Source organism: Ensifer sp. (genome assembly GCF_035999135.1).
In the GTDB taxonomy this organism is placed as follows: Bacteria; Pseudomonadota; Alphaproteobacteria; order Rhizobiales; family Rhizobiaceae; genus Ensifer.
The window spans coordinates 1-24,475 of the sequence record NZ_DASYGZ010000146.1 but is presented as its reverse complement, the minus strand read 5'-3'; the positions used below and the strand labels follow the sequence as shown (position 1 = coordinate 24,475).

18 protein-coding genes are annotated in these 24,475 nt (G+C 63.5%); 13 read left to right on the top strand and 5 right to left on the bottom strand.

Annotation, left to right across the window (positions count from 1 at the left end):
• Window positions 1-122 precede the first annotated feature (122 nt).
• The gene (locus tag VGO12_RS18715; protein WP_327514258.1) at window positions 123-2,324 is read right to left on the bottom strand and encodes a transglycosylase domain-containing protein; all 2,202 of its coding nucleotides are present in this window, start codon (window positions 2,322-2,324) and stop codon (window positions 123-125) included.
• 266 nt (window positions 2,325-2,590) lie between these two features.
• Between VGO12_RS18715 and VGO12_RS18710 the strand changes: the two genes are divergently transcribed.
• Entirely contained in the window at window positions 2,591-3,058 is a 468-nt protein-coding gene (locus tag VGO12_RS18710) for a YcgN family cysteine cluster protein (RefSeq protein WP_327514381.1), read from the top strand.
• 63 nt (window positions 3,059-3,121) lie between these two features.
• Here VGO12_RS18710 and VGO12_RS18705 read toward each other — a convergent pair whose 3' ends face one another.
• Window positions 3,122-3,460 carry an MmcQ/YjbR family DNA-binding protein gene (locus VGO12_RS18705; RefSeq protein WP_327514257.1) on the bottom strand — a complete coding sequence of 113 codons (339 nt, stop codon included), beginning with the start codon at window positions 3,458-3,460 and terminating at the stop codon, window positions 3,122-3,124.
• Window positions 3,461-3,717: 257 nt separating this feature from the next.
• Window positions 3,718-3,858: a hypothetical protein gene (locus VGO12_RS18700; protein WP_327514256.1), complete on the bottom strand. Its 141-nt coding sequence runs from the start codon at window positions 3,856-3,858 to the stop codon at window positions 3,718-3,720.
• A gap of 904 nt (window positions 3,859-4,762) precedes the next feature.
• Between VGO12_RS18700 and VGO12_RS18695 the strand changes: the two genes are divergently transcribed.
• The 12 genes from VGO12_RS18695 (at window position 4,763) to VGO12_RS18640 (ending at window position 19,209) form a co-directional block, all read left to right on the top strand.
• Entirely contained in the window at window positions 4,763-5,017 is a 255-nt protein-coding gene (locus tag VGO12_RS18695) for a hypothetical protein (RefSeq protein ID WP_327514255.1), read from the top strand.
• Between the two features lie 43 nt (window positions 5,018-5,060).
• Window positions 5,061-5,732 (top strand): two-component system response regulator FeuP, encoded by a 672-nt coding sequence (feuP, locus tag VGO12_RS18690; protein ID WP_327514254.1) that lies wholly within the window; start codon window positions 5,061-5,063, stop codon window positions 5,730-5,732.
• Window positions 5,722-7,107: a HAMP domain-containing sensor histidine kinase gene (locus VGO12_RS18685; RefSeq protein WP_327514253.1), complete on the top strand. Its 1,386-nt coding sequence runs from the start codon at window positions 5,722-5,724 to the stop codon at window positions 7,105-7,107. The genes feuP and VGO12_RS18685 overlap by 11 nt, the downstream gene beginning before the upstream one ends.
• A gap of 220 nt (window positions 7,108-7,327) precedes the next feature.
• Window positions 7,328-7,768 carry a hypothetical protein gene (locus tag VGO12_RS18680; RefSeq protein WP_327514252.1) on the top strand — a complete coding sequence of 147 codons (441 nt, stop codon included), beginning with the start codon at window positions 7,328-7,330 and terminating at the stop codon, window positions 7,766-7,768.
• A gap of 129 nt (window positions 7,769-7,897) precedes the next feature.
• Window positions 7,898-9,040, top strand: coding sequence for a c-type cytochrome biogenesis protein CcmI (gene ccmI, locus VGO12_RS18675; protein ID WP_327514251.1), 1,143 nt, complete (start codon window positions 7,898-7,900; stop codon window positions 9,038-9,040).
• The gene (gene ccmE, locus VGO12_RS18670) at window positions 9,037-9,489 is read left to right on the top strand and encodes a cytochrome c maturation protein CcmE (protein ID WP_327514250.1); all 453 of its coding nucleotides are present in this window, start codon (window positions 9,037-9,039) and stop codon (window positions 9,487-9,489) included. The genes ccmI and ccmE overlap by 4 nt, the downstream gene beginning before the upstream one ends.
• A 62-nt stretch (window positions 9,490-9,551) precedes the next feature.
• Window positions 9,552-11,549, top strand: a complete 1,998-nt coding sequence (locus VGO12_RS18665) for a heme lyase CcmF/NrfE family subunit (RefSeq protein ID WP_327514380.1) — start codon at window positions 9,552-9,554, stop codon at window positions 11,547-11,549.
• Complete coding sequence (locus VGO12_RS18660; RefSeq protein WP_327514249.1) at window positions 11,546-12,001, top strand: cytochrome c-type biogenesis protein; 456 nt, start codon at window positions 11,546-11,548, stop codon at window positions 11,999-12,001. The genes VGO12_RS18665 and VGO12_RS18660 overlap by 4 nt, the downstream gene beginning before the upstream one ends.
• A 324-nt stretch (window positions 12,002-12,325) precedes the next feature.
• Window positions 12,326-13,882, top strand: coding sequence for a Do family serine endopeptidase (locus VGO12_RS18655; protein WP_327514248.1), 1,557 nt, complete (start codon window positions 12,326-12,328; stop codon window positions 13,880-13,882).
• Between the two features lie 192 nt (window positions 13,883-14,074).
• Window positions 14,075-14,773, top strand: a complete 699-nt coding sequence (locus VGO12_RS18650; RefSeq protein WP_327514247.1) for a response regulator transcription factor — start codon at window positions 14,075-14,077, stop codon at window positions 14,771-14,773.
• Entirely contained in the window at window positions 14,770-16,173 is a 1,404-nt protein-coding gene (locus VGO12_RS18645) for a sensor histidine kinase (protein ID WP_327514246.1), read from the top strand. The genes VGO12_RS18650 and VGO12_RS18645 overlap by 4 nt, the downstream gene beginning before the upstream one ends.
• Window positions 16,174-16,254: 81 nt before the next feature.
• Window positions 16,255-19,209 carry a bifunctional [glutamine synthetase] adenylyltransferase/[glutamine synthetase]-adenylyl-L-tyrosine phosphorylase gene (locus VGO12_RS18640; protein ID WP_327514245.1) on the top strand — a complete coding sequence of 985 codons (2,955 nt, stop codon included), beginning with the start codon at window positions 16,255-16,257 and terminating at the stop codon, window positions 19,207-19,209.
• Between the two features lie 20 nt (window positions 19,210-19,229).
• Here VGO12_RS18640 and VGO12_RS18635 read toward each other — a convergent pair whose 3' ends face one another.
• Both VGO12_RS18635 and pepN read right to left on the bottom strand, forming a co-directional pair.
• Window positions 19,230-21,557, bottom strand: a complete 2,328-nt coding sequence (locus VGO12_RS18635) for an ATP-binding protein (RefSeq protein WP_327514244.1) — start codon at window positions 21,555-21,557, stop codon at window positions 19,230-19,232.
• A gap of 181 nt (window positions 21,558-21,738) precedes the next feature.
• Entirely contained in the window at window positions 21,739-24,387 is a 2,649-nt protein-coding gene (gene pepN / locus VGO12_RS18630; RefSeq protein ID WP_327514243.1) for an aminopeptidase N, read from the bottom strand.
• Window positions 24,388-24,475: the final 88 nt, after the last annotated feature.

Here is a 24,475-nt window from a genome sequence, read left to right as displayed (position 1 = left end):
CTTGCGGCGAGGCATCACGGGGTTGCCTCTCTATCTCGCCGAAATCAGCCGCCGGTGCAACGGCAGCCGCGAGCCGGCCATCACCGGCGCGACGCCGCGCAGTGGCGGAACTCAGGGAGCGATCAGTTGCTCGTGCCATCGCGCCTCGCGTGTCCGGTCATCTGTTCTTCCGCCGCACCGAGTGCGGCGAGCTTGCCGCCGGCTTTCTCGGGCGCTTTCAGCGCCGGCGCCTTTTCGAAGGTCTCGCCGATTACACGCAAAAGGCGGGTGACGTCGCTCGACAGCGAGCGTGGCCGCACGAGCGGCGGCAGGGCGTTTTCGTCGGGCTTGGCTGTCGCGACCTGCGGCTGCTTTGCGGGCGCCGCCGGTGCGATGCCGCCGGGGATAGCGCGGTGCTCTATGCCTTGCTCGGCATAATCCATCAGCCGCTTGAAGGTCATCGCCGGCAGCGAACCGCCGGTCATGTTGTTCGTCGAGGTATAGTCGTCATTGCCGAACCAGACAGCGGTCGTGTAGTCGCCGGTGAAGCCGACGAACCAGGCGTCGCGATAGGCCTGCGTGGTGCCGGTCTTGCCGCCGACGACGACGCCATTGTCGAGTGCCGCCTTTCGGGCCGTGCCGATGATCGGGATCTGCGTCAGCATGGAGTTCATCGACGCGGTGGCGGTTTCGGAAAGAATGCGCCGGGCCGGCGGAGCATCCCGACCGAAATCGTAGAGGATGTCGCCATCGTAATTGAGGATCTGGCTGATGCCGTGGCGGCGCGACTGCAGACCCCCGGCCGGGAAGACCGCATAGGCCGTCGCCTGGTCGAGCACCGTCACCTCCGATGTGCCGAGCGGCATGGTCTTGTCGGTACGAATGGGCGTTTCGATCCCCATCTCCTTGGCCGTCTGCGCGATAAGCTCGGTGCCGAGCTTGTCCTTGGCGAGACGAACGGGGATGGTGTTGATCGACTTGGCGATGGCCGTCAGGATCGTGATCCGGCCGGCATAGCTGCGGCCGTAGTTTTGCGGCGACCAGCCGCGCCAGGTGATTGGGGCATCGACGACCACCGTTTCCGGCGTCATGCCCTTTTCCATTGCGGCCGCATAGGTATAGACCTTGAAGGATGAGCCGGGCTGCCTGAGGGCGCGGGTCGCGCGGTTGAACTGGCTTTCGCCGTAGTCGCGGCCGCCGACCATGGCGCGCACCGCGCCCCCGTTTTCGACCATGACCAGGGCACCCTGCTTCACGCGAAAACTCTCGCCGTACTGGCGCAGGCTCGATTCCACCGAATCCTCGGCCGCGTTCTGCAGGCCCATGTCGATCGTGGTGCGCACGATCAGCGAATGCTGAGCGAAGGGACGGGCGATCCGCTGGACTTCGTCGAAAGCCCAGTCGAGGAAAAAGTCGGGCGCCTTCACCTGCGCGCGGTCGACGACGGTTGCAGGATTGAGGCGCGCGGCGATCACCTGTCCCTCGGTCATCAGCCCGCCCTGGACGAGATTGGTCAGAACCTCGTTGGCGCGGCCGCGAGCGGCCGGCAGGTTGACGTGCGGTGCATAGCGCGCCGGCGCTTTGAACAGGCCGGCGAGCATCGCCGATTCCGCGAGATTGACGTCGGTGATCGACTTGCCGAAATAGAACTGCGCCGCCGCTGCCGCGCCGAAGGTGCCGCCGCCCATATAGGCGCGGTCGAGATAGAGCCTGAGGATTTCCTTCTTCGAGAGATTGCACTCGAGCCAGACGGCGAGGAATGCTTCCTTGATCTTGCGCTCGATCGTCCGCTCGTTGGACAGAAAGAGGTTCTTGGCAAGCTGCTGGGTCAGCGTCGAGCCGCCCTGGACGACGCCGCCTGCGCGGGCGTTCTCGGTCATGGCGCGCGCAAGGCCGAGGAAGTCGATGCCCCAATGGTCGAAGAAACGCCGGTCTTCGGTGGCCAGCACCGCCTTGATCAGGTGATCTGGCAATTCGTCGATCGGTACGGAGTCTTCGTGAATGATGCCGCGGTGGCCGATTTCGTTGCCGTATCGGTCAAGGAAGGTGACGGCAAAATCGCTTTGGGCGCGCCAGTTGCCCTTGGTCTCTTCAAAGGCGGGAAGCGCCAGTGCCAGCATCAGCACCGCGCCGACGCTGCCCCAGTTCATGCCTTCGCCGAGTACCTCGAAGACCACTTTTTTCCAGCCGGTGACGCGGAAACGGCGAAAGAAGATGGTGGTGTCTTCCCACCATTGCCCGAGTTTGAAGCCGGCATTCCAGACCGTCGAATCGATAAAGGAGTCGATTCTCAGAAAGATGTGCCGCTTCTTTGGCCGGTTGTCGTCTTTCCTCGGTTCCCGCACGGTCTCAACGTCCTGAAGGCTCTACGGCATCATGCCGGCGCCGCCCAATATTTGCACGGCGTCAAATTCCAATCTACTTGCATATCGCGCCGCCAGCCTTAAAAAACCGGCAATTTTCTGCGAAAATTCTCGTCTGGCTGTTTCCTTTGAGCCTTATCGGCCGCAGGACAGGCATCCGGAAACCCAATTTGCTACTGCGATCCGTGCGCGTCTGCTATGACCAGCCTGACGAGGTGCGCGGACGATTTGACGAAAGTGTGATGACGATGGGCGAAATGCCTTTCTGGAAGGCGAAGAGCCTTGAGGACATGACCGATACCGAGTGGGAAAGCCTGTGCGATGGCTGCGGTCTCTGTTGTCTCAACAAACTGGAAGATTGGGAAACCGGCGAGATCGCCTGGACCTCGATCCGCTGTACCCTGCTCGACGGCGAGAGCTGTCGTTGCAAGGACTACGTCAACCGTCAGGCAACCGTGCCGGACTGCATTCAGCTGACGCCAGACGCCGTGCGCGAGATCACCTGGTTGCCGCCGACATGCGGTTATCGGCTGGTCGCCGAGGGCCGCGACCTCTACTGGTGGCATCCGCTGATATCGGGCGATCCGCAGACGGTCCATGCGGCCGGAATATCGGTGCGCGGCCGCACCGTCGCCGAAGACGGCATCGACGTCGAGGACTATGAAGACTACCTCGTTACCTGGCCGCTGGAGGTGGGTGAGGAAAGCGTTGATTGAGAGGGCTTGAGCAGGGCTGCGGACTGGAGATGCAGCCGATCGTGCGCAAGCTGCAGTCTCGGCTCAGTGTCCGTTGCCGTTTTTCTTGACAAGGCTCTTGGGGGCGACGTTGCGCCACGCCGTCTCCATGGATTGGCGCACGAGATCTTCATCCGCCTCGACGAAGTAGAACGAGGTCCAGCCTCTGTCGCCCCAGCCGCCGGGCACGGCGGCGCAGACGCCCGGCTCCATTTCCAGGAGCATGCGCTGCTGGTCGGGCGTGAACTTGAACACCGCGCGGCCGGCCTCCGGCAAGGTCATGAAAATGCGTTTTCCCACACGGAAATCCCGGGTGCCGAAATGCGCGTTTTCCTCCGTTCCCGGCAAGCTTAGCGCGAGTTTTTCGATCTCTTCGGTCAGCATCCGGCAAGAGTAACATGGTTTTGCCGAATGGCCAAAAGACCGAAGATCACGGCAAGAACGACGGGACGTCCGACAACCACCGGCTGATTGCCGTGCGGACGGCAACGGCTGCCCGGCGTCGAAGAAGCCATGCTTCCGCAGGGCCAAAACGCACAGCACCGCTGTCAGGCGCTGCCTGGCGGTGCTGGTACAGATTTTATTGAGAAGAGGGCTGAAGCGTGGATGGCGGGCACGTCCGGCCCACCTGGCTCACGCCGTTACTCGGCCGGCTGGATCGGCTTCGGCGCTGTGTCGTTGGCCGCACGCATCGCGCGCCATTCGTTTTCGAAGCGGTCAAGCAGCGATTGCGGTACCTTGGCGTCCTGAGATGCTGTCTGGCTGTTCGCTTGTGTCTGCATCCGATCCTCCCGGGGCTGTGACGGTTTCGTGAACGTTTAATAGAACGGACAATTTCACATCGTAAAGGCTTTGTAAATCAGCAGCTTAAATCATTTAAACGATTGAAAAATATTTAAATCGATTAATTTTTCGTTGATCCACAGCCGATTGTCAATGGAGAATATGGCGTCGGTCTGTAGTTGTTCTTTTGAAGTAAATTGCCGTCATTTCCGCATCTCGTTGTACGGGAGATGGTTGAGATAACTACTGCACGTCTTTCCCGGTTTATCTCGCAAATGCTCGACGAATACATGGGCCGGTGAAAAGTATTTCGGCGCCTCTGTGCCGGTGAAATGTGGAGCGTGGCCGAAATGGGGAAGGTCTAAAGAGGGCGCGCCGCTGCGCGGTTGTCACGCCACCGTTGAAGCATATCAGGGGCTTGGGCCGCTTGCCGGAATCAAATTGTGATCGCCTTCAATCACTCGGGCAGGCGGCTGAATCAGATTGCGAGAGACGGTCGCCAACGGATTCGCAGGATTGCGAAATTGCCTCGTCCCGCACGGGATCCAAAGGCAGGCTAGACGCCGTCGGGAACGACTTGGCGAGGGGCGGGCCTAATCCTTGTCGTGCAGTTCGATCTACCAAAACAGCCTTAACAAAAGGCTGTCACAGCTTGCGGCGATACCCTTTGCCGGGATGTGGTGCGCGGTATTGCGGGCCGCGCAACCGCCAGGCTTGGGCGACAATCCCGCCGCAACGGGTTCCGTCCGAGATGGAATCGCTGCAATCTATGGTCTCAGTCGGGCGGGCGCGGTGCAGTCTCCGACAGGTGTCTGCCGGCCGGCAAGGCTGACATTCATTTGCCATTCAGCCTCGTTCGGTTATTGCTTCTGCCATGTTGCTTCCCAAGTCGAAAGTGCGTTCATGTCTTCACCAGTGATCATAGCCGCGCTTGCTGCAAGCCTCTCGGGCTTCAGTCCGCCGGCGATCAGCGTGCCGTCGGATGTTGTCGTTCGTGTGGCCGGCGATTGCAGCGCTGCCGCAGCGCAGGTCGTCGCTGATACCGGCGGCGAGCTCCTGTCTGCGCAGCCGACGTCCGATGGCCAGTGTGTGATCACCGTGCTTGTTCCCGGCAATGGCGGGCGACCGAAGAAGGTGACCGTCAAGGTGCCGATGTAAGCTATCCCGAGGGCGGATGGCGACGAGAGGGAAATAAAGACGAATGCGCATTCTGATAGTCGAGGACGACGTCAACCTGAACCGGCAGCTGGCCGAAGTGCTGAAAGAGGCCGGCTACGTCGTTGATCAGGCCTATGACGGCGAGGAGGGGCATTATCTCGGCGATGCCGAGCCCTACGACGCGGTGATCCTTGATATCGGCCTGCCGCAAATGGACGGGATCACGGTTCTCGAAAAATGGCGCGGCGACGGCAAGACCATGCCGGTACTCATCCTGACGGCGCGCGATCGCTGGAGCGACAAGGTGGCCGGCATCGACGCGGGTGCAGACGACTATGTCGCCAAGCCCTTCCATGTCGAAGAGGTGCTGGCGCGCATCCGCGCGCTCATCCGTCGTGCGGCGGGCCATGCAAGCTCGGAAATCGTCTGCGGTCCGGTCCGCCTCGACACCAAGGGTTCCAAGGCGACCGTCGACGGCGTGGCGCTCAAGCTGACGTCGCACGAGTTCCGCCTGCTGTCCTATCTCATGCATCACATGGGTCAGGTCGTGTCGCGCACCGAGCTGGTCGAGCACATGTACGACCAGGATTTCGATCGCGATTCCAACACCATCGAAGTCTTCATCGGACGACTGCGCAAGAAGATCGGCAACGATCTGATCGAGACTGTGCGCGGCCTCGGATACCGAATGCAAGCGCCGGGCAATGGCAATTAGATCGCTCACAGCCCGCGTTCTGGCGGTTTCCACCGTCTGGGCGGTCGTCTCGCTGGTCGTGATCGGAGTGGTGATTTCCGAGCTCTATCGTCAGGGTTCCGAGCGCGGCTTCAAGGATCTGTTGCGGGCGCAGCTGTTCAACGTCGTCAATTCGATCTCGGTCAACGAGAAGACGGTGCTTTCAGGCAGCCCGCAGCTTGGCGATCTGCGTTTCTCGCAGCCGCAGACCGGCTGGTACTGGGTGGTCGACCCGATCGGCGAGTTCGATACGCCGCCGTTGATCTCGACGTCGCTCGGCAACGGCAAACTGCCGATCGCCAGTGTCGATGAGGTGCCTTTCGATACGGGCTATGTCCGTTTCTACACCACCAAGGACCCGTTCGGGAACGAAGTCGAGGTTTCCGAGACCGAAGTCGTTCTCGATATCCAGGGCCACACGGCGCGTTTTCGTGTGGCCGGCAATCGCGACGTGCTCGAAGCCGATATCAACCGCTTCACCCGCAACCTGACGATCGCGCTCTCGATCTTCGGTCTTGGCGGACTTGGCGTCAACGCGCTGACCATTCTCTTCGGCCTCAGGCCGCTCGATCAGGTACGCCGCTCGCTTGAGAAGATCCGTGCCGGCGAGAGCGAGAGGCTCGATGGCGCGTTCCCGCGCGAAATCCAGCCCCTTGCCAACGAAGTCAACGCCCTGATCGACAGCAACCGGCGCATCGTGGAGCGCGCGCGCATGCAGGTCGGCAATCTTGCCCATTCGCTGAAGACGCCCATTGCCGTGCTGCTCAACGAGGCGCGGGTGCTCGAAGCGTCGCATGGCGAACTGGTCAGAAGCCAGGTCGACGCGATGCAGATGCAGGTTCAATCCTATCTCAGCCGCGCCCGGATCGCCGCGCAGCGTGAATCGGTGTTGGCGCGGACGGAGGCGCAGCCGGCGCTCGAGCGCCTCGTGCGTGTCGTGCGCAAGCTTAATCCTGAAAAGCAGGTTCATCTGTCGATCGATCCGCCGGGCCTTGTCTTGGCGATGGAACTGCAGGACGTCGAAGAGACGGTCGGCAACCTGCTCGAAAACGCGGCCCGTCACGCTCGCGGCGAGGTGTGGCTGAACGTCAGGCCGGCGCCGAGCGAGGTTCATGCCAAGGAGCCCGGCCGGCAATGGATCGTGCTCGATGTCGACGACGACGGGCCGGGGCTCAATCCCGATCAGATCGCACTCGCGATGAAACGCGGCAAGCGGCTCGATGAGAGCAAGCCCGGGACGGGCCTCGGACTCTCGATCGTCAGCGAGATCGTGCGCGAGTATCAGGGCAGCCTGACCCTTTCGCGGCGCGACGAGGGCGGTTTGCGCGCCGAACTTGTCCTGCCGGCTGCGGTTTAGGCTGGTGTCGGGTAGGCGAGGCCATGCCCATCGTGATCGGGGGGGCACACCCACGCCTGAAAATGTCGCGCGGTAGAGGACCCGCCGTTGCTTCGGCCGGCTGGGAATGCCAAAAGAAAATCAAGGACAAGTCGCAGCTCTGCTCGAATGGAACGAGCGTCACGAATGCGGCTGCGGATAGGATGGTTGAGTGTCGCGGATCATGAGGAACCAGGCAGAAATGACACGGGCTTTTGTCGTTGGCGGCAGGATCGCGGTGATCGCGTCGGCCGTAGCGCTTGCCGGCTGCGGCACGACGGGCAGCAAGGGCGCTGGCGCAAGTCTCGGTTCGACGGGCACGCGCGGCGCCTCCTCCACGACCTATATTGCGGCGCTGCAGGGTGGCGTGATCGGGCGCTTGAGCGATCTCGACATCGGCACATCGGATCGCCAGAGGGCTCTGGAGGCGGAGTACCGCGCGCTGGAAGCGGCTCCGGGCGGACAGCCGGTCGAGTGGGCCGGGCGCGGCGTCAACGGTTCGGTGGTCGCCGCGGCGCCCTATCAGGTCGGATCGCAGAACTGCCGCCAGTACAGCCACACCGTTACCGTCAAGGGCCAGCCGAAGACGGCGCGGGGCGCCGCCTGCCGCAATGCCGACGGCAGCTGGACGCCGCTGACCTGAGCGTCAGGCTTCCGGCGTGCGCGAAGCATGCCGTGTCGGCTTGATCCGCATTGCGGCGAAACGCCTCAAATCTCCGTCATCAGGGGTTTTCGAGTTGGAATGCCATGGGCCCCATAGTATTGAGCGTCCATGTTGTTCTGGATCCTTGTCGCCACCCTGACGGCGGCCGTCGCTATCGTGCTCATCCTGCCGCTGATGCGGTCAGGGGATGCCCCATCATCTCCTCACAGCCATGACGTCGAGGTCTATCGCGACCAGCTCGACGAGCTCAAGCGCGACCAGGACAGCGGGCTGATCGGTGCCGATGATGCGGAGCTCGCGCGCGCCGAAGTCGCGCGCCGGCTGCTTGCGGCGGGCGACAGTGATCGCGACGGACAGCCGGTGGCGCCGCCGCGGCGCACAGTCAGCCGCCTGGCCCAGGCCTTCGTGCTTCTCTGTCTTCCCGTTATAGGGCTCTGTCTTTACTTGCAGACAGGCAGCCCGGAATTGCCGGCGCAGCCGCTCGCGGCTCGGCTTGCCGATCCCAACACCGACATCAACATTCTGATCGCCAAGGCCGAGAACCACCTGGCCTTGAACCCCGATGATGGTGCCGGCTGGGACCTGCTCGCACCGATCTACATGCGCACCGCGCGCGTCGAGGACGCGGTCGATGCCTATGACCGCGCGATCCGGCTGCTCGGGCCGACCCCGGCGCGCCTTGGCGGATACGCAGAGGCCCTGGTCGTACAGTCCGGCGGTCTGGTGACGACGAAGGCACAAGACGCGTTGAAACAGGCGCTTGCTCTCGATCCGAACGACCCGCGCTCGGAGTTTTACCTTGCGCTCGGCTTCAAGCAGGAAGGCAAAAAGGCGGAGGCGCTGGAGGCGTTCAAAAGGCTGGCCGCGACGTCCCCTGCCGATGCGCCCTGGTTGCCGCTCGTCAGGCAGCATGTCGCCGAACTGGGGGGTGGGGCGGCCGGTAGCGGAGCTGCGCCCGGCAACCCCAGTGCCGACGATGTGGCGGCCGCTCAGAGCATGACGGCCGGCGATCGCCAGGAAATGATCCGCGGCATGGTCGGCAGCCTTGAGAGCCGGCTGAAGGAAAACCCCGACAACCTTGAAGGGTGGTTGCGCCTGATCCGCTCCCACGTCGTGCTCGATCAGCGCGACAAGGCGGCGGCGGCGCTGAAGGAAGGGCTGAGGGCGTTTCCGGCCGAAGGTGATGGCGGCAAGCAGTTGCTGGCGCTAGCCCGTGAACTGGGGATTGCGACCGACGGAGTGACGCAATGACGCGCAAACAGAAAAGACTGGCGATCATCGGCGGCGGTGTCGGTTTCCTCGTGCTCGCGGCCTTCCTCGTCATGTTCGCCTTCAGCCAGGCGATTGCCTATTTCTACGTGCCGAGCGATCTTGCCAAGGCGGACGTTCCACCCGGCACGCGCATCCGTCTCGGCGGCCTGGTCGAAGCCGGGTCGGTCAAGCGCGGCGACGGCAAGACGGTGACCTTTACCGTGACCGACACGCTGAACGGCGTGCCGGTCACCTATACCGGCATCCTGCCCGATCTCTTCCGGGAAGGGCAGGGCGTGGTGACCGAGGGGACCTTTGTGGCGGGCAGTTCGGTTTTCGTGGCGGATTCGGTGCTCGCCAAGCATGATGAGACCTACATGCCCAAGGACGTCGCCGATCGCCTGAAGGCGCAGGGCGTCGAGCTCAGCGGGAAGGAGACCGTTCGATGATCAATGAGATCACCGAAGCCGCATACCACGCGCTCGACCTGGTGCAGGCGGTTCTCGCCCAGATGCAGGCTTCGATCATCGAGCTCGGGCACTACGCTCTGGTTCTGGCGCTGGCGACGGCGGTCATTCAGGCCGCCCTGCCGCTCCTGGGTGCGCGGCTCAACGATCGCGGTCTGATGGAGCTGGCCTCGAGCGCAGCCGTTGCCTGTTTCCTGCTCGTCGTTTTCGCCTTCGCCGCTCTCACTTTCGCTTACGTGACCTCGGATTTCTCGGTGCGAAACGTCTGGGAAAACTCCCATTCGCTGAAGCCGATGATTTACAAGATCTCGGGCGTGTGGGGGAACCACGAGGGATCGATGCTGCTCTGGCTTTTGATCCTGACGTTCTTCTCGGCGCTGGTTGCCGCGTTCGGGCGCAACCTGCCAGAGACGCTGAAGGCAAATGTGCTTGCCGTGCAGGCCTGGATCGCCTCGGCCTTTGCGCTGTTCATCCTGTTGACCTCCAACCCGTTCGCGCGGCTCGTGCCGGCGCCCGGCGAAGGCAAGGACCTGAACCCGATCCTGCAGGATGTCGGTCTCGCCATCCATCCGCCGCTGCTCTATCTCGGCTATGTCGGCTTCTCCGTCTGCTTCTCCTTCGCCATTGCCGCACTGATCGAAGGCCGCATCGATGCCGCCTGGGCGCGCTGGGTCCGCCCCTGGACACTCGCCGCCTGGACCTTCCTCACCGCCGGCATCTCCATGGGGTCCTACTGGGCCTATTACGAGCTTGGCTGGGGCGGCTGGTGGTTCTGGGACCCGGTCGAAAACGCCTCCTTCATGCCATGGCTCGCCGGCACGGCGCTGCTGCACTCGGCGCTCGTCATGGAGAAGCGCGAGGCGCTGAAGATCTGGACCGTGCTTCTGGCGATCATGACCTTTTCGCTGTCGTTGCTCGGTACCTTCCTGGTCCGCTCGGGTGTCTTGACGTCCGTGCACGCCTTTGCGACCGACCCGACGCGCGGCATCTTCATCCTAGCGATCCTCGTCTTCTTCATCGGTGGCGCCTTCTTCCTGTTCGCGCTGCGCGCCTCGCACCTGAAAGCCGGCGGCATCTTTGCGCCGATTTCGCGTGAGGGCGCTCTGGTCTTCAACAACCTGATCCTGACGACGGCGACGGCGACGGTCCTGACCGGCACGCTCTATCCGTTGGTGCTGGAGGCTTTGACCGGCGACAAGATCTCCGTTGGTCCGCCCTTCTTCAACATGACCTTCGGTCTCCTGATGCTGCCGCTGCTCTTTGCGGTGCCGTTCGGTCCATTGCTGGCCTGGAAGCGCGGTGACCTTGCCGGCGTTTCGCAGCGCCTCTTCGCATCCGTTGCGATCGGTCTCCTGTTCGGCACGGCCTACTATTACGCCATGAACGGCGGTCCGGTTCTGGCGCTGTTCGGCATCGCGCTCGGCGTCTACCTCATTGCCGGCTCGCTCACGGACCTGGCGCTGCGCTCCGGTCTCGGCAAGGTCGCAAGCAATATCGCCTGGAAGCGCTTCTCCGGCTTGCCGCGCTCGGCTTTCGGCACGGCGCTCGCCCATATCGGTCTCGGCGTCACCCTGATCGGTGTCGTTGCCGTCACCGCGTTCGAGACCGAAACGGTCGTCGAGATGAAACCCGGCATGACGGTGGAAGCCGGCGGCTATACGTTGCGCTTCGACGGCATGCGCAATGGCAGCGGCCCGAACTATTCCGAGGAATCCGGACATTTCACCATCAGCCGCGGTGGCGTTGCCGTCAGCGAGGTCTGGTCTTCCAAGCGCCTCTACCAGGCGCGCCGCATGCCGACGACGGAAGCCGGCATCCGTACCTTCGGTTTGAGCCAGCTCTACGTCTCGCTCGGAGACCAGATCGGCGAGGGCGGCATCGTCGTGCGCATCTGGTGGAAGCCGATGATCCTGTGCATCTGGGGCGGAACGCTGTTCATGATGGCGGGTGGCTTCGTGTCTCTCAGCGATCGTCGCTTGCGGGTCGGCGCGCCGTCGCGCGCCAAGCGGCCAAAGGCCGCCCGGGTGGAGGCGGCCGAATGAAACGCCTGCTGCTTGCATGTCTGCTGTTCGCCGGCTCGCTCGGTCCGGCCTTCGCCGTCAATCCGGATGAGGTGCTTTCGGATCCTGGGCTCGAGGCGCGGGCGCGAGCGATCTCGGCCGAGCTGCGCTGCATGGTCTGCCAGAACCAGTCGATCGACGATTCCAACGCCGAGCTGGCGAAGGACCTGCGCGTGCTGGTGCGCGAGCGCCTGGCCAACGGCGACAGCGACGCGGCGGTGATCGACTATGTCGTGTCGCGCTACGGCGAGTTCGTCCTTCTGAAACCGCGCTTCGAGACGAAGACGCTCGTCCTATGGGGCATGCCGGCGACCTTGTTGCTGATCGGAGCGATCACTCTTGTCGTTGCAGTCCGCCGTCGCGCGCGGCAGCCGAAAGGCACGCCGCTGTCCGAGGACGAGAAGGAAAAGCTGCAGAAGCTGCTTCAGCCCTGACCGGCCGCGCGCGGGCGGCTCCTTGCGACGGTATCTGCTCGTTACGCCTTGATATCGCTGGCGATTGCTCCCGCCGAGAGCTGTTTACGCGGCCGTCAAGGCGCTGTCAGCGGCGAACGCGCGGCCAACCTTGGCCACCTCTCGACAACATTACCAAATATTCATCTTCCGGACAGAACTCAGTAAGGTCCCATCCGTTACACCTTTCTTCATCGGCTGTTCCTCCAGTCAGCCAAACGAGCCCTCCCTCCCTGAGGCGGGTTTCGCAACCAGGTTTCGATGCGGCTTTTCAGGCTGCATCAAGGAAGAGAAAAGGCAAAACGGATGTTTAAGACTCAATCCCTGCGTCCCTCCCTCAAGACCACTCTCAAGGCCTCGACGGTTGCCGGCCTTGCTGTCGTGATGCTGGCCTCCGGTCTGCCGGCTCGTGTTTCCCAGTCGTTCGCGGAGGCCGTCAAGGTAGAGGCGCCCTCGGTGCCGAGCTTCGCCAATGTGGTCGAAGCAGTCTCGCCGGCCGTCGTTTCGGTCCGCGTGCAGTCGCGCGCCAATCCGGTTTCCGACGAGGGCAACGGTTTCTCCTTCGATTTCAACGGCCGCGGTTTCGATGATCTGCCGGACGACCACCCGCTGAAGCGCTTCTTCAAGGAATTTGGCCCGCGCGACGGTGACCGTGCCGACCGCGGCCCCGGTCGTCGCCCGCCGCACGGTGAAGGTCGCCTGCGTCCGACGTCGCAAGGCTCCGGCTTCTTCATTTCCGAGGACGGTTATCTCGTCACCAACAACCACGTCGTTTCCGATGGCTCGGCCTTCACGGTCATTCTCAACGATGGTACCGAGCTTGACGCCAAGCTGGTCGGCAAGGACAGCCGTACCGACCTTGCCGTGCTCAAGGTCGACGACAAGCGCAAGTTCACCTATGTCGGCTGGGCCGATGACAGCAAGGTGCGGGTCGGTGACTGGGTGGTTGCCGTCGGCAACCCGTTCGGCCTCGGCGGCACGGTGACCTCGGGCATCATCTCGGCCCGTGGCCGTGATATCGGCTCCGGCCCCTATGACGATTACCTGCAGGTCGACGCGGCGGTGAACCGCGGCAACTCGGGTGGCCCGACCTTCAACCTCTCGGGCGAAGTGGTCGGCATCAACACCGCGATCTTCTCGCCGTCGGGCGGCAATGTCGGCATCGCCTTCGCCATTCCGGCTGCCACTGCCAAGGATGTCGTGGCCGACCTGATCAAGGACGGTTCGGTTTCCCGCGGCTGGCTCGGCGTGCAGATCCAGCCGGTGACCAAGGACATCGCCGAATCGCTCGGCCTGGCCGAAGCGAGCGGTGCACTGGTTGTCGAGCCGCAGGCCGGTTCGCCGGGCGAAAAGGCCGGTATCAAGAAGGGCGACGTCGTGACTGCGCTCAACGGCGACACTGTCAAGGACCCGCGTGATCTGGCTCGCAAGGTTGCAGCGATCCGCCCCGGCACCACGGTCGACCTGGCGCTGTGGCGCAACGGCAAGGCTGAAACCGTCAAGCTCGAAATCGGCACGCTGCCGAAGGACGACAAGGATGCCGCCAAGAGCGACGACAGCCAGACGGACGAGGCGCAGCCGTCGAGCGAGCAGGCGCTCGCCGACCTCGGCGTCACCGTCGTGCCGTCCGAAGACGGCAAGAGCGTCACCATCGCTTCTGTCGACGAAGATTCCGACGCCGGCGACCGCGGCCTGAAGCAGGGCGAGAAGATCGTCTCGGTGAACAATCAGGAAGTGAAGTCCGCAGACGACATCCTGAAGGTCATCAACACTGCCAAGAAGGACGGCCGTAGCAAGGCGCTCTTCCAGATCGAGGCCGATAACGGCAGCCGCTTCGTGGCCCTTCCCATCGACAAGGGCTGATCGCGGCAGGCCAATGAATGACCGGAGCGCCGCGATTTCCTGGTGATATCGCGGCGTTCGCCGTTTGGAGCGGGATCAGAGAATTTTTGTGCGCGGTATACCATCCGCGTCCCGCTCTGCCTCACGAGAGTACTCGCCAATCCGGTTGTCGCCAAAGTCGAAACCGGTTGAGACAGACAGGGGTCCGGGACTATGGTCGCGCGTATGAAGATTCTGATCATTGAAGACGATATCGAGGCGGCGGCCTATCTGGCGAAGGCCTTTCGCGAGGCGGGCATCGTCTCCGACCATGCCAGCGATGGCGAAAGCGGCCTCTTCATGGCCAGCGAGAACAGCTACGATGTGCTGGTGATCGACCGCATGCTGCCGCGCCGCGACGGCCTGTCCGTCATCACCGAACTCAGGCGCAAGGATATCCACACGCCGGTGCTGATCCTGTCCGCCCTCGGCCAGGTGGATGACCGGGTCACGGGCTTGCGTGCCGGCGGCGACGACTATCTGCCGAAGCCCTACGCCTTCAACGAACTGCTCGCCCGCGTCGAAGTGCTCGGCCGCCGCAAGGGTACGCCCGAGCAGGACATGGTCTACCGTGTCGGCGATCTTGAACTCGATCGGCTTTCGCATTCTGTGCGGCGCCAGGGCAAGGAGATCCCGCTGCAGCCACGCGAATTCCGGCTGCTCGAATATCTGATGAAGAATGCCGGCCAGGTCGTTACCCGCACCATGCTGCTCGAAAACGTCTGGGACTATCACTTCGACCCGCAGACGAATGTCATCGACGTGCACGTCTCGCGGCTGCGCTCCAAGATCGAAAAGGACTTCGAGGTGCCGCTGCTTCGGACCGTTCGTGGCGCCGGCTACATGATCAAGGATGACCGGGCGCCCGCATGAGCAAGCTTCGCGTTCTCTTCAGAACGACCGCAGTCCGGCTTTCCGCCCTTTACCTGATCCTCTTTTCGCTCTGTGCCGCTTTCCTGGTCATCTATGTCACCGGCATGTCCGAGCGGCTGCTGCAACAGCAGACCCGTGACGCCGTCACCGCCGAGGTGGCGCAGATCGAGCAGGTCTACAACCGCGCCGGCATGAATGGCCTTTTGCGTTCGCTGGAGCGTCGGGCGCGTCAGCCGGGCGCCAATCTCTATGTCATCGCCGGACCGAGCGGCGAGATCCTCGCCGGCAACGTCGCGAGCCTCGAGCCGGGCCTGCTCGACAGCGAAGGCTGGACCGAGCGCCCGTTCGCCTACCAGCGCTACACCGACGAGACCAAGCAGGACAGCCATGTGGCGCTTGCCCATGTGCTGGTGCTCGACAACGGACTGCGCATCCTCGTCGGCCGCGACCTGCAGGAACCGCAGAAGTTCCGCGCCCTGGTGCGGCAGGCGCTGATGGTGGCGCTCGGCGTCATGGGTCTCGGCGCGCTCGTCATCTGGTTCGGCATCGGCCGCAATGCGCTGAAGCGCATCGACCGCATGTCGGAAGCGAGCACCAAGATCATGGCGGGGGACCTGTCGCAACGCCTGCCGATGAGCGGCTCCGGCGACGAATTCGATCGTCTCTCGGAATCGCTGAACGCCATGCTCGGCCGCATCGAAAAGCTGAACGAAGGCCTGCGCCAAGTCTCCGACAACATCGCCCACGATCTGAAGACGCCGCTGACGCGTCTGCGCAACAAGGCAGAGGCAGCACTTGCGCGCAAGGGCACCAGCCAGCGCGGGGCGCTCGAAGAGATCATCGGCGAATCCGACCAGCTGATCCGCACCTTCAACGCGCTTCTGATGATCTCACGCGTTGAGGCCGGCTCGTCCGCCGCCGAGATGAGCGAGATCGACCTCTCGCAGATCGTCGCCGACTGCGCCGAGCTCTATGAACCCGTGGTGGAAGATGTCGGTCTGAGGCTCGAATCTGAAGTTGTCGGCAACGTCACGATTTCGGGCAACCGCGAACTCGTCGGGCAGGCTCTCGGCAACCTGATCGACAATGCGATCAAATATGCCGAGGGTGCGCAAAATCCGCTCATTCGGGTCGCGCTCGAAAAGCGGGATAACCAGGTGGTCCTGTCGGTTTCCGATCACGGTCCAGGCATTCCCGAGGCGATGCGCGACGAGGTGGTCAAGCGCTTCGTCCGCCTGGACGAAAGCCGCTCCAAACCTGGTACCGGCCTTGGCCTGTCGCTCGTCGAAGCGGTGATGGAAATGCATCACGGGGCGTTGCACCTGACCGACACGGTGCCAGGGTCCACCGAAGGCAAGGGCTTGACGGTGCAGATGGTTTTCCCGACGGCCGCAACCTGATAGACCGGTTTCCGAGGAGCGGTATGAGGAGATGTGCGGGCGGGATTCCGTCGGCGCCCGCTCTTCCTGAAGGGGGAAGGCATGCAGGAACAGGTGCAGCAGTGCTGGGCGATCGAGACAGTGCCGATACGGCCGGCGAGCCAGGCCGATGCCAAGGCGGCGCTCTCGGTGCTGAAGGACATGGCCAAGGGTCATGAGCGGATCTCCGGCCTGCTTGCCTCCGAAACGCCGTTCAAGACCTTCGTCGTTTCGGCCTTTGCCCTTTCGCCCTTCCTGCGCGACACCGGCGGCAGCCAGCCGGCCATTCTCGAAGAACTGCTGTCCACGGACCTGTCTGGCTTTCTGAGCGAGCGAGTGCGTCGCGCCCGCGACGCGTGGAGGCCGCCCGAGGGTGGGTCCGCCTTGCCCGACACCGAGGTCATGACCCGCCTCCGCCGGGCGAAACGCGAGCTCGCCTTCGCCGTCGCGCTCGCCGACCTGTCGCGTCATATCGACGGGCGCGAGACGACGCGGTGGCTCAGCGAATTTGCAGGTGCTGCCGTGTCGGCTGCGATCGATCACCTGCTGTTGAGCGCACACGAGGGCGGCAAGCTGGCCGTCAAGGACGTTGCCAGTCCGAGCGCCGGCTCAGGCGTCATCGTGCTCGGCATGGGCAAGCTCGGCGCCTTCGAGCTCAATTACTCCTCCGACATCGATCTCGTCGTCTTTTACGATCCGCAATCGGGCATCATCGTCGATCGCGATGACGCGTCCGAAACATTCGCGCGGCTGTTGCGGCGCCTGATCCGCATCCTGCAGGAGCGCACGGGCGACGGTTATGTCTTTCGCACCGACCTCAGGCTGCGGCCGGATCCGGGCTCGACGCCGCTGGCGATCCCTGTGGAGGCCGCGATGCTCTATTATGAGAGCAGGGGCCAGAACTGGGAGCGCGCCGCCTTCATCAAGGCCCGGCCCGTCGCTGGTGATATCGATGCCGGCGAACGCTTCCTGAAGGAGCTCACGCCTTTCGTTTTCCGCAAGTACCTCGACTATGCGGCGATCGCCGATATCCATTCGATCAAGCGCCAGATCCATGCCCACAAGGGGCACGGCGAGATCGCGGTCAAGGGCCACAACATCAAGCTCGGGCGCGGCGGCATCCGCGAGATCGAATTCTTCGTCCAGACCCAGCAACTGATCGCCGGCGGGCGCATGCCGGATCTTCGCCAGCGCGCGACCGAGCCGATGCTGCGCGCCCTCGTCAAAGCCGGCTGGATCGACGGGGAGACGGCAGACGAACTCGTCGAGGCCTATTGGTTCCTGCGCGATGTCGAGCATCGGATCCAGATGGTGCGCGACGAGCAGACCCATGTTCTGCCTGAAACGGAAGCCGAGCTGAAGCGGATCGCCTACATGCTCGGCTTTGAGGATACGGCCCAGTTTTCCAAGGCGCTGTCGCGCGTGCTGAAGACCGTCGAACGCCGTTACGCCCAGCTGTTCGAGCAGGAAGCGAAACTTTCGACCGAGACCGGCAACCTTGTCTTTACCGGCCAGCGCGACGATCCAGACACGCTGGAGACGTTGAAGAAACTCGGCTTCCAGCGGCCATCGGATATTTCCCACACGATCCGCACCTGGCACTACGGCCGCTACCGCGCGACGCAGTCGGTCGAAGCGCGCGAACGCCTGACCGAACTGACGCCGGAGCTCCTTCGCGTCTTCGGTGAAAGCCGGCGCGCCGACGAGGCGCTGCTGCGCTTCGACAATTTCATCTCCGGCCTGCCGGCGGGCATCCAGCTGTTCTCGCTGCTTGGCAACAATCCGGCCCTGCTGTCGCTGATCGTCAACGTCATGTCGTCGGCCCCGAGGCTCGCGGAGATCATCGCCGCGCGTCCGCATGTCTTCGACGGCATGCTCGATCCAGGGCTGCTGGCAGAGTTGCCGACCAGGGACTATCTCGCGCCGCGCATCGCCAACTTTGTCGGCGGCGCGCGCCACTATGAGGATGCGCTCGACCGGCTGCGGATCATCGCCGCCGAACAGCGGTTTTTGATCGGCATCCGGCTGCTGACGGGCGCGATTTCGGGTGCTCAGGCCGGTCGCGCCTTCACCGATCTCGCCGACCTGATCATCGCGGCGGCGGTGAAGGCGGTAAAGGACGAAGTGCGTTCGGCCCATGGCGATTTCCCCGGCGGCCGCATCGCCGTCGTCGGGATGGGAAAGCTCGGCAGCCACGAGCTGACCGCGGGATCCGACGTCGATCTCATCTTGCTCTATGACTACGACGAGGCCGCGACCGAGTCCGATGGCCCGAAGCCGCTCGATCCGACCCGTTACTTCACGCGGCTGACCCAGCGCCTGATTGCAGCCCTATCGGCGCCGACCGCCGAAGGCGTGCTCTACGAGGTCGATATGCGTTTACGCCCGTCGGGCAACAAGGGGCCGGTCGCGACAAGGATCAACGCCTTTGCCAAGTACCAGCGCGAGGAGGCCTGGACCTGGGAGCATCTGGCGCTGACGCGGGCGCGCTGCCTTTGCGGCGACGAGAAGTTGATCGGCGAGGCCGATGCAATCTTTGCCGAAATCCTAGCGCGCAGCCGCGATACCGCCAAGGTCAGCGCCGATGTGATCTCGATGCGGGAGATGATCGACAGCGAAAAGCCGCCAAGCGACATCTGGGACTTCAAGCTCATTCCGGGCGGTCTCGTCGACATCGAGTTCATCACCCAGTATCTGGCACTCGTTGCCCCGGCAAAGGGCGTTCCGCCCTTGCGCGCAGGCACAAGTACGGCCGACGCGCTGAAACTGCTCGGCGACGCGCTGATGAACCCCAACGATCTCGACGTCGCGCTGGAGGCGCTGCACCTGTTTACCGAGCTGTCGCAGATCGTGCGGCTCTGCATCGAGGGAGAATTCGAGCCGAAGGAGGCGCCGGCGGGACTGATCGATCTCGTCTGCCGCGCAGGGGACTATCCGGACCTGAAGACGCTGGAGGGCGATGTCCGCCGGCTGTCGAAGGCGGTGCGGCGTGTCTTCCAGTCCGTCGTTTCGGCCTAGCGCCTTCGCCCGCCCGCGCCTCAGGTGCGGTCGGGGATACGGACCGAAATGATGGTGCCGACGTTTTCGGCCGAGTGAATTTTCATGCTGCCGCCGTGCAGGCGGGTAAGGGAGCGCGAAATCGCCAGCCCGAGGCCGGATCCGCCCTTGCTCTTGGCATACTGGCTTTGCACCTGCTCGAAGGGTTGGCCGATCTTCTGCAGGGCGTCGCGCGGAATGCCGATGCCGGAATCGGCGATCGTCAGCGTCACCGCGCCCGTCACCTTGCGCGCCCGCAGCGAAATCCGCCCACCTTCGTTGGTGAACTTGACCGCATTGGACAAGAGGTTGAGCAGCACCTGCTTCATCGCCCGGCGATCGGCGACGATGGTGAGGCCCGAAGAAATCTGCTGCACGACGTGAATGTTCTTCTGCTCGGCGGGGATAGAGGTGAAGCGCAGGGTTTCCTCGATCAGCGGCGCGAGGTCGATCGTCTCGCGGCTGATGCGCATGTGCCCCGCTTCGATCTTCGACATGTCGAGGATGTCGTTGATGACGTTGAGCAGATGTTTTCCGCTGTCGTGGATGTCACGCGAGTACTCGTTGTACTTTTCCGAACCGAGCGGGCCGAACATCTGGTTTTGAAGGATCTCGGAAAAGCCGAGGATCGCGTTGAGCGGCGTCCGCAGCTCATGCGACATGTTTGCCAGAAACTCCGACTTGGCGCGGTTGGCCGCCTCGGCGCGATCCTTCTCCGCCTGGTAGTTGGAGTTGGCGACCGAAAGCTCGGTCTTCTGCCGCTCCAGTGTCATGCGCGAGGCCGACAGGTCGCCGATCGTCGCCATCAGCCGCCGCTCGGATTCGCGCAGGCGCACCTGGTGACGCTTCAGAAGCGTGATGTCGGTGCCGACGGAGACGAGGCCGCCGTCGCGCGTGCGCCGCTCGTTGATCTGCAGCCAGCGCTCGTCTGCCAGCTGCACCTCGCTCGTCTGTGACTGGTTGCTGTGATCCGGATCGGCGATTCGGCGTTCGACCACCGGTCGTGCCGCCGCCGTCTGTACGGCGATGCGCTCGGTGCCCGGAACGAGCACGTGGTCGGGAAGCTTGTAGGCCTCCTGGAAATGGGTGTTGCACATGACCAGCCGGTCCTGCTTGTCCCAGAGCACGAAGGCCTCCGAGGTGCATTCGATGGCATCGGCGAGCCGCTGGTCCGCTTCGGCATAGCGCTGCGCGAGACGATGCTGTTCGGTCACGTCCATGGCGATACCGATCAGGTGCGCGCGGCCGGATGCGGTGCGAATGATCTCGGCGCGGGCGCGAAGCCACACATAGTGGCCGTCCTGATGCCGCATGCGGAACACCTGGTCGATCTGGCGCGCGTCACCACGCGCGATCGTGCGCGCCACGCTGTAGATGCCATGATCGTCGGGGTGCATCAGCCTTGCGGCGTCGCCGAACGACAGCACGCTGCTTTCGCCCGGCATGCCGAGCATCTCGTACATCGAACGCGACCAGAACAGCCGCCGGTTGGCGAGGTCGAAATCCCACAGGCCACAGCGGCCGCGCGACAGCGCCGTCTCGACGCGCAGGTTGGACTCGGCAAAGTCCGAGTCGGCATCGCGGGCGCGCTTGGCCTGGATATAGTAGGCGTAGAGCACCATCAGCAGGATCGCCGAAATGCCGGCGAAGAGCGTGACATTGAGCGAGACCTCATCGCGCCAGGTCGTCTCCAGCCGCGTGATCGGCGTGGCCGCGAGAACGACGCCTGCAGCGTCGGGCAGTTGCGCCAGTGACACGATGTGCTCGACGCCACCGATCGGTGTCTTCATGGTGCTGGAATGTTCGCCGAAATATTGCAGCGTGGCGATCTCGGGTGCCATCGCCGCCAGCGTCCGGCCGATCAGGGGACCGCCCTCCTGGGTGCTGGCAAAGATCCTGCCGTCCTTGCGAACGGCCAGGATGAAGGTGCCGGGATCAAGCAGCCCGGTCGGCAGATACTGGCTGAATCGCTGCTCGGCCTCGCCCCGGCGGCCCTCGTCGAAGAGTGCCGCGCCATCCGCCTGGAAGGCGGCGACGGCTGTCGCCGCCGCGAGACCGACCGCCTGGCGCGCGCTCTCTTCCATGCGGGCATGTTCGCCCATGATGCTGGACATGCGCGAGACCGCGACGATGATCAGGAAGGCGATGATCAGGATCGGAATGGAGCGCTTGAGCACCGGCTCGGCATTGGCAAGGCGTCGCGAAGCGGGGCCGGCGAAGATCTTCGCCCGCGAGATAAACTCCTGCTCCAGGCCAGCAAGGCCCGGCAGCTTGAGTCGCAACCGTCCGTCGGCTGCGCTCGCCCGTCGCGCGTCCGCCATCTTTCCCAATTCTCAAACCCTCTGATGATTCGGCGCGCCGCTCGCCCGAATCTGACTCAATGAATCACAGGGCGATTCTCCTTGTCCATACGTGCCGGTAAAGATTTCTTAACCATTTCTTATCGTTGGAAAATAATAGGCCGGGCTGCTCGCGCGGCCCGGCCTGATAAGACGTTCAATTGCTTAGCCGTCAGGCTTTCAGCATGCGTTCAACGATGTCGCCGACATCGGCCGACAGCTTCGTTGCCGCCGCGATCTCCTTCAGCGCCTTGCGCGCATGCCCGGCACGCTTGTCTTCAAGCGAGCGCCAGGAGCGCATGGCGGTCAGGATACGGGCGGCAAGCTGCGGATTGCGCGGGTCGATGTCGAGGATCTGGCGCGCGAGGAACCGGTAGCCCTCGCCGTCGGCGCGGTTGAAGCCGGTCGGGTTGGCAAAGGCATAGGTGCCGACCAGCGAGCGCACGCGGTTCGGGTTGTTGCCGTTGAACAGCGGTTCGGCCATCAGCGCCTTGACCCGGTCGAGCGTGCCCGCGCCCGGAATGGTCGCCTGAACCGCGAACCATTTGTCGATGACGAGCGCATTGTCGGCGAAACGCGCACGGAAGGCCGCAAGCGCCTCGGCTGTCTCTTTCGCATCCGGGAACCGGTGGGCAAGCAGGGCCAGCGCGTGACTGAGATCGGTCATGTTGTTGGCGGTGGCGAACGCCTTGGCAGCCCGTTCCGGCTCGCCTTCGGCCTGGACGAGGTAGGTGAGCGCAGTGTTGCGCAGCGCGCGTCGTCCGGCGCTTTCGGCATCCGGGCTGAAGTCACCCGTCGAAACGAGTTCGTCGACCAGCTTCAGGAAGGTGTCACGGCCGGCAACGGCAATTGCCGTCAAAACCTGCTGGCGCGCGGCGTGGATGGCGTCGGGGTCGTTGTTGGTGCCGATTTCCCGGGCGATGTCGGATTCGCTCGGAAGGGCCAGCGCCTGCGAGCGGAAGGCCGGCTCAAGGCTCTGGTCGGCGGCAGCGCGGATCAGGCCGTCGATAAGTGCCTGATCGCAGGTGACCGGCTTGCCGGCGCGAACATTGGCCGTCGCCTCGACGAGATTGGCAAGCGCGATCGCATTGAGCGCCTGCCAGCGGGCGAACAGATCGCTTTCGTGGTGGGCGATCAGCGCCAGGTCTTCAGCGCTCTGCTCGATATGCAGGTTGATCGGCGCGGAGAAGCTGCGGTTGAACGAGGGTACCGGCCGCGACGGGATGCCGGAAAAGACGACCGTCTGCTTGCGCTCGGTGAGATGCAGCACGTCATCGGTCATGTCGGCGCCGGAGACGGCCGACGGTTTGGCCTCGCTGCCGTCGTCCAGCAGAAGGCCCATCTTCAGCGGAATGTGCATCGGCTCCTTGGCGCCCTGTCCCGGCGTCGCCGGCACGGTCTGCTCGAGCGAGAGCGTGAAAGTCCGGTTCGCCGCGTCGTAGGCGCCCGAAGCGGTCACCAGCGGTGTTCCGGCCTGATGGTACCAGAGTGCGAACTGCCGGAGATTGCGACCGCTTACCTCTTCGAAGCAGGCGACGAAATCCTCGATCGTCACGGCCTGGCCGTCATGCCGGTCGAAATAGAGGTCCATGCCCGTCTTGAACAGGTCGCGGCCGAGGATCGTCGCGATCATCCGGGTGACTTCTGAACCCTTTTCGTAGACGGTCGTCGTATAGAAGTTGTTGATTTCCCGATACTTCGTCGGACGAACCGGGTGGGCAAGCGGACCTGCGTCCTCGGGGAACTGCTCGGACTTCAGGTGCCGCACTTCCGCGATTCTCTTGACCGCGCGCGAGCGCATGTCGGCGGAGAATTCGTGGTCACGGTAAACCGTGAGACCTTCCTTCAGGCACAGCTGGAACCAGTCGCGGCAGGTGATGCGGTTGCCGGTCCAGTTGTGGAAATACTCATGCGCGATGATCGCCTCGATGTTGGCGTAGTCGGCATCGGTCGCCGTTTCCGGGTCGGCGAGCACGTATTTGTCGTTGAAGACGTTGAGGCCCTTGTTCTCCATCGCCCCCATGTTGAAGTCGGAGACGGCGACGATCATGAAGATGTCGAGATCGTATTGGCGGCCGAAGGCCTCTTCGTCCCACTTCATCGAGCGCTTGAGCGCGTCCATGGCGTAGGAGGCGCGTGGCTCCTTGCCGTGTTCGACATAGATCTTCAACGCGACGTGGCGGCCGGACATCGTCGTGAACGTGTCCTCGACGACGCCGAGATCGCCGGCAACAAGCGCGAAGAGATAGCTTGGCTTGGGATGCGGATCGAACCATGCGGCGAAGTGGCGGCCGTCACCCATGTCGGCGCCGCCGAGATAGTTGCCGTTCGAGAGCAGGAGGGGAGCGGACGCCTTGTCGGCGATGATGTTGACCGTGTAGACGGCAAGCACATCCGGGCGGTCGGGAAAGTAGGTGATGCGACGGAAGCCTTCGGCCTCGCACTGGGTGCTGTAGACGCCGTTGGTGCGGTAGAGACCCATCAACTGGGTGTTGGTCTCGGGCGAAAGCAGTGTCGTGACGGTGATTTCGAAGGGGGCGGTTTCGGGCAGTCCGCGGATCGTCAGCGTGTCGTCGGCGACGTCGTAGAGCGTGGCGGCGAGCTCTTCCTGGTCGAGTAGCAGGCCGGTCATCGTGAGCTCGTCGCCGTCAAGCACGAGCGGTGCTGCGCTGTCGACGCCTTCACGACGGTGGAAGATCAGCCGGGCTTCGACCTTGGTCTCCTTCGGGTCGAGCTCGAAGGTCAGGTCCACTCTCTCCAGAACGAAATCGGTCGGCCGGTAGTCTTCCAGATGAATGATCTGGCCAGTATTTGTCCGCATGGTCAGTCCCGCTTGCGCCGTTCTACTGGAGAATTTGTAGTGGGCGCCTGTGATGGTGAAAAGGCCAAGGGGCGAAAAGCCGGATATT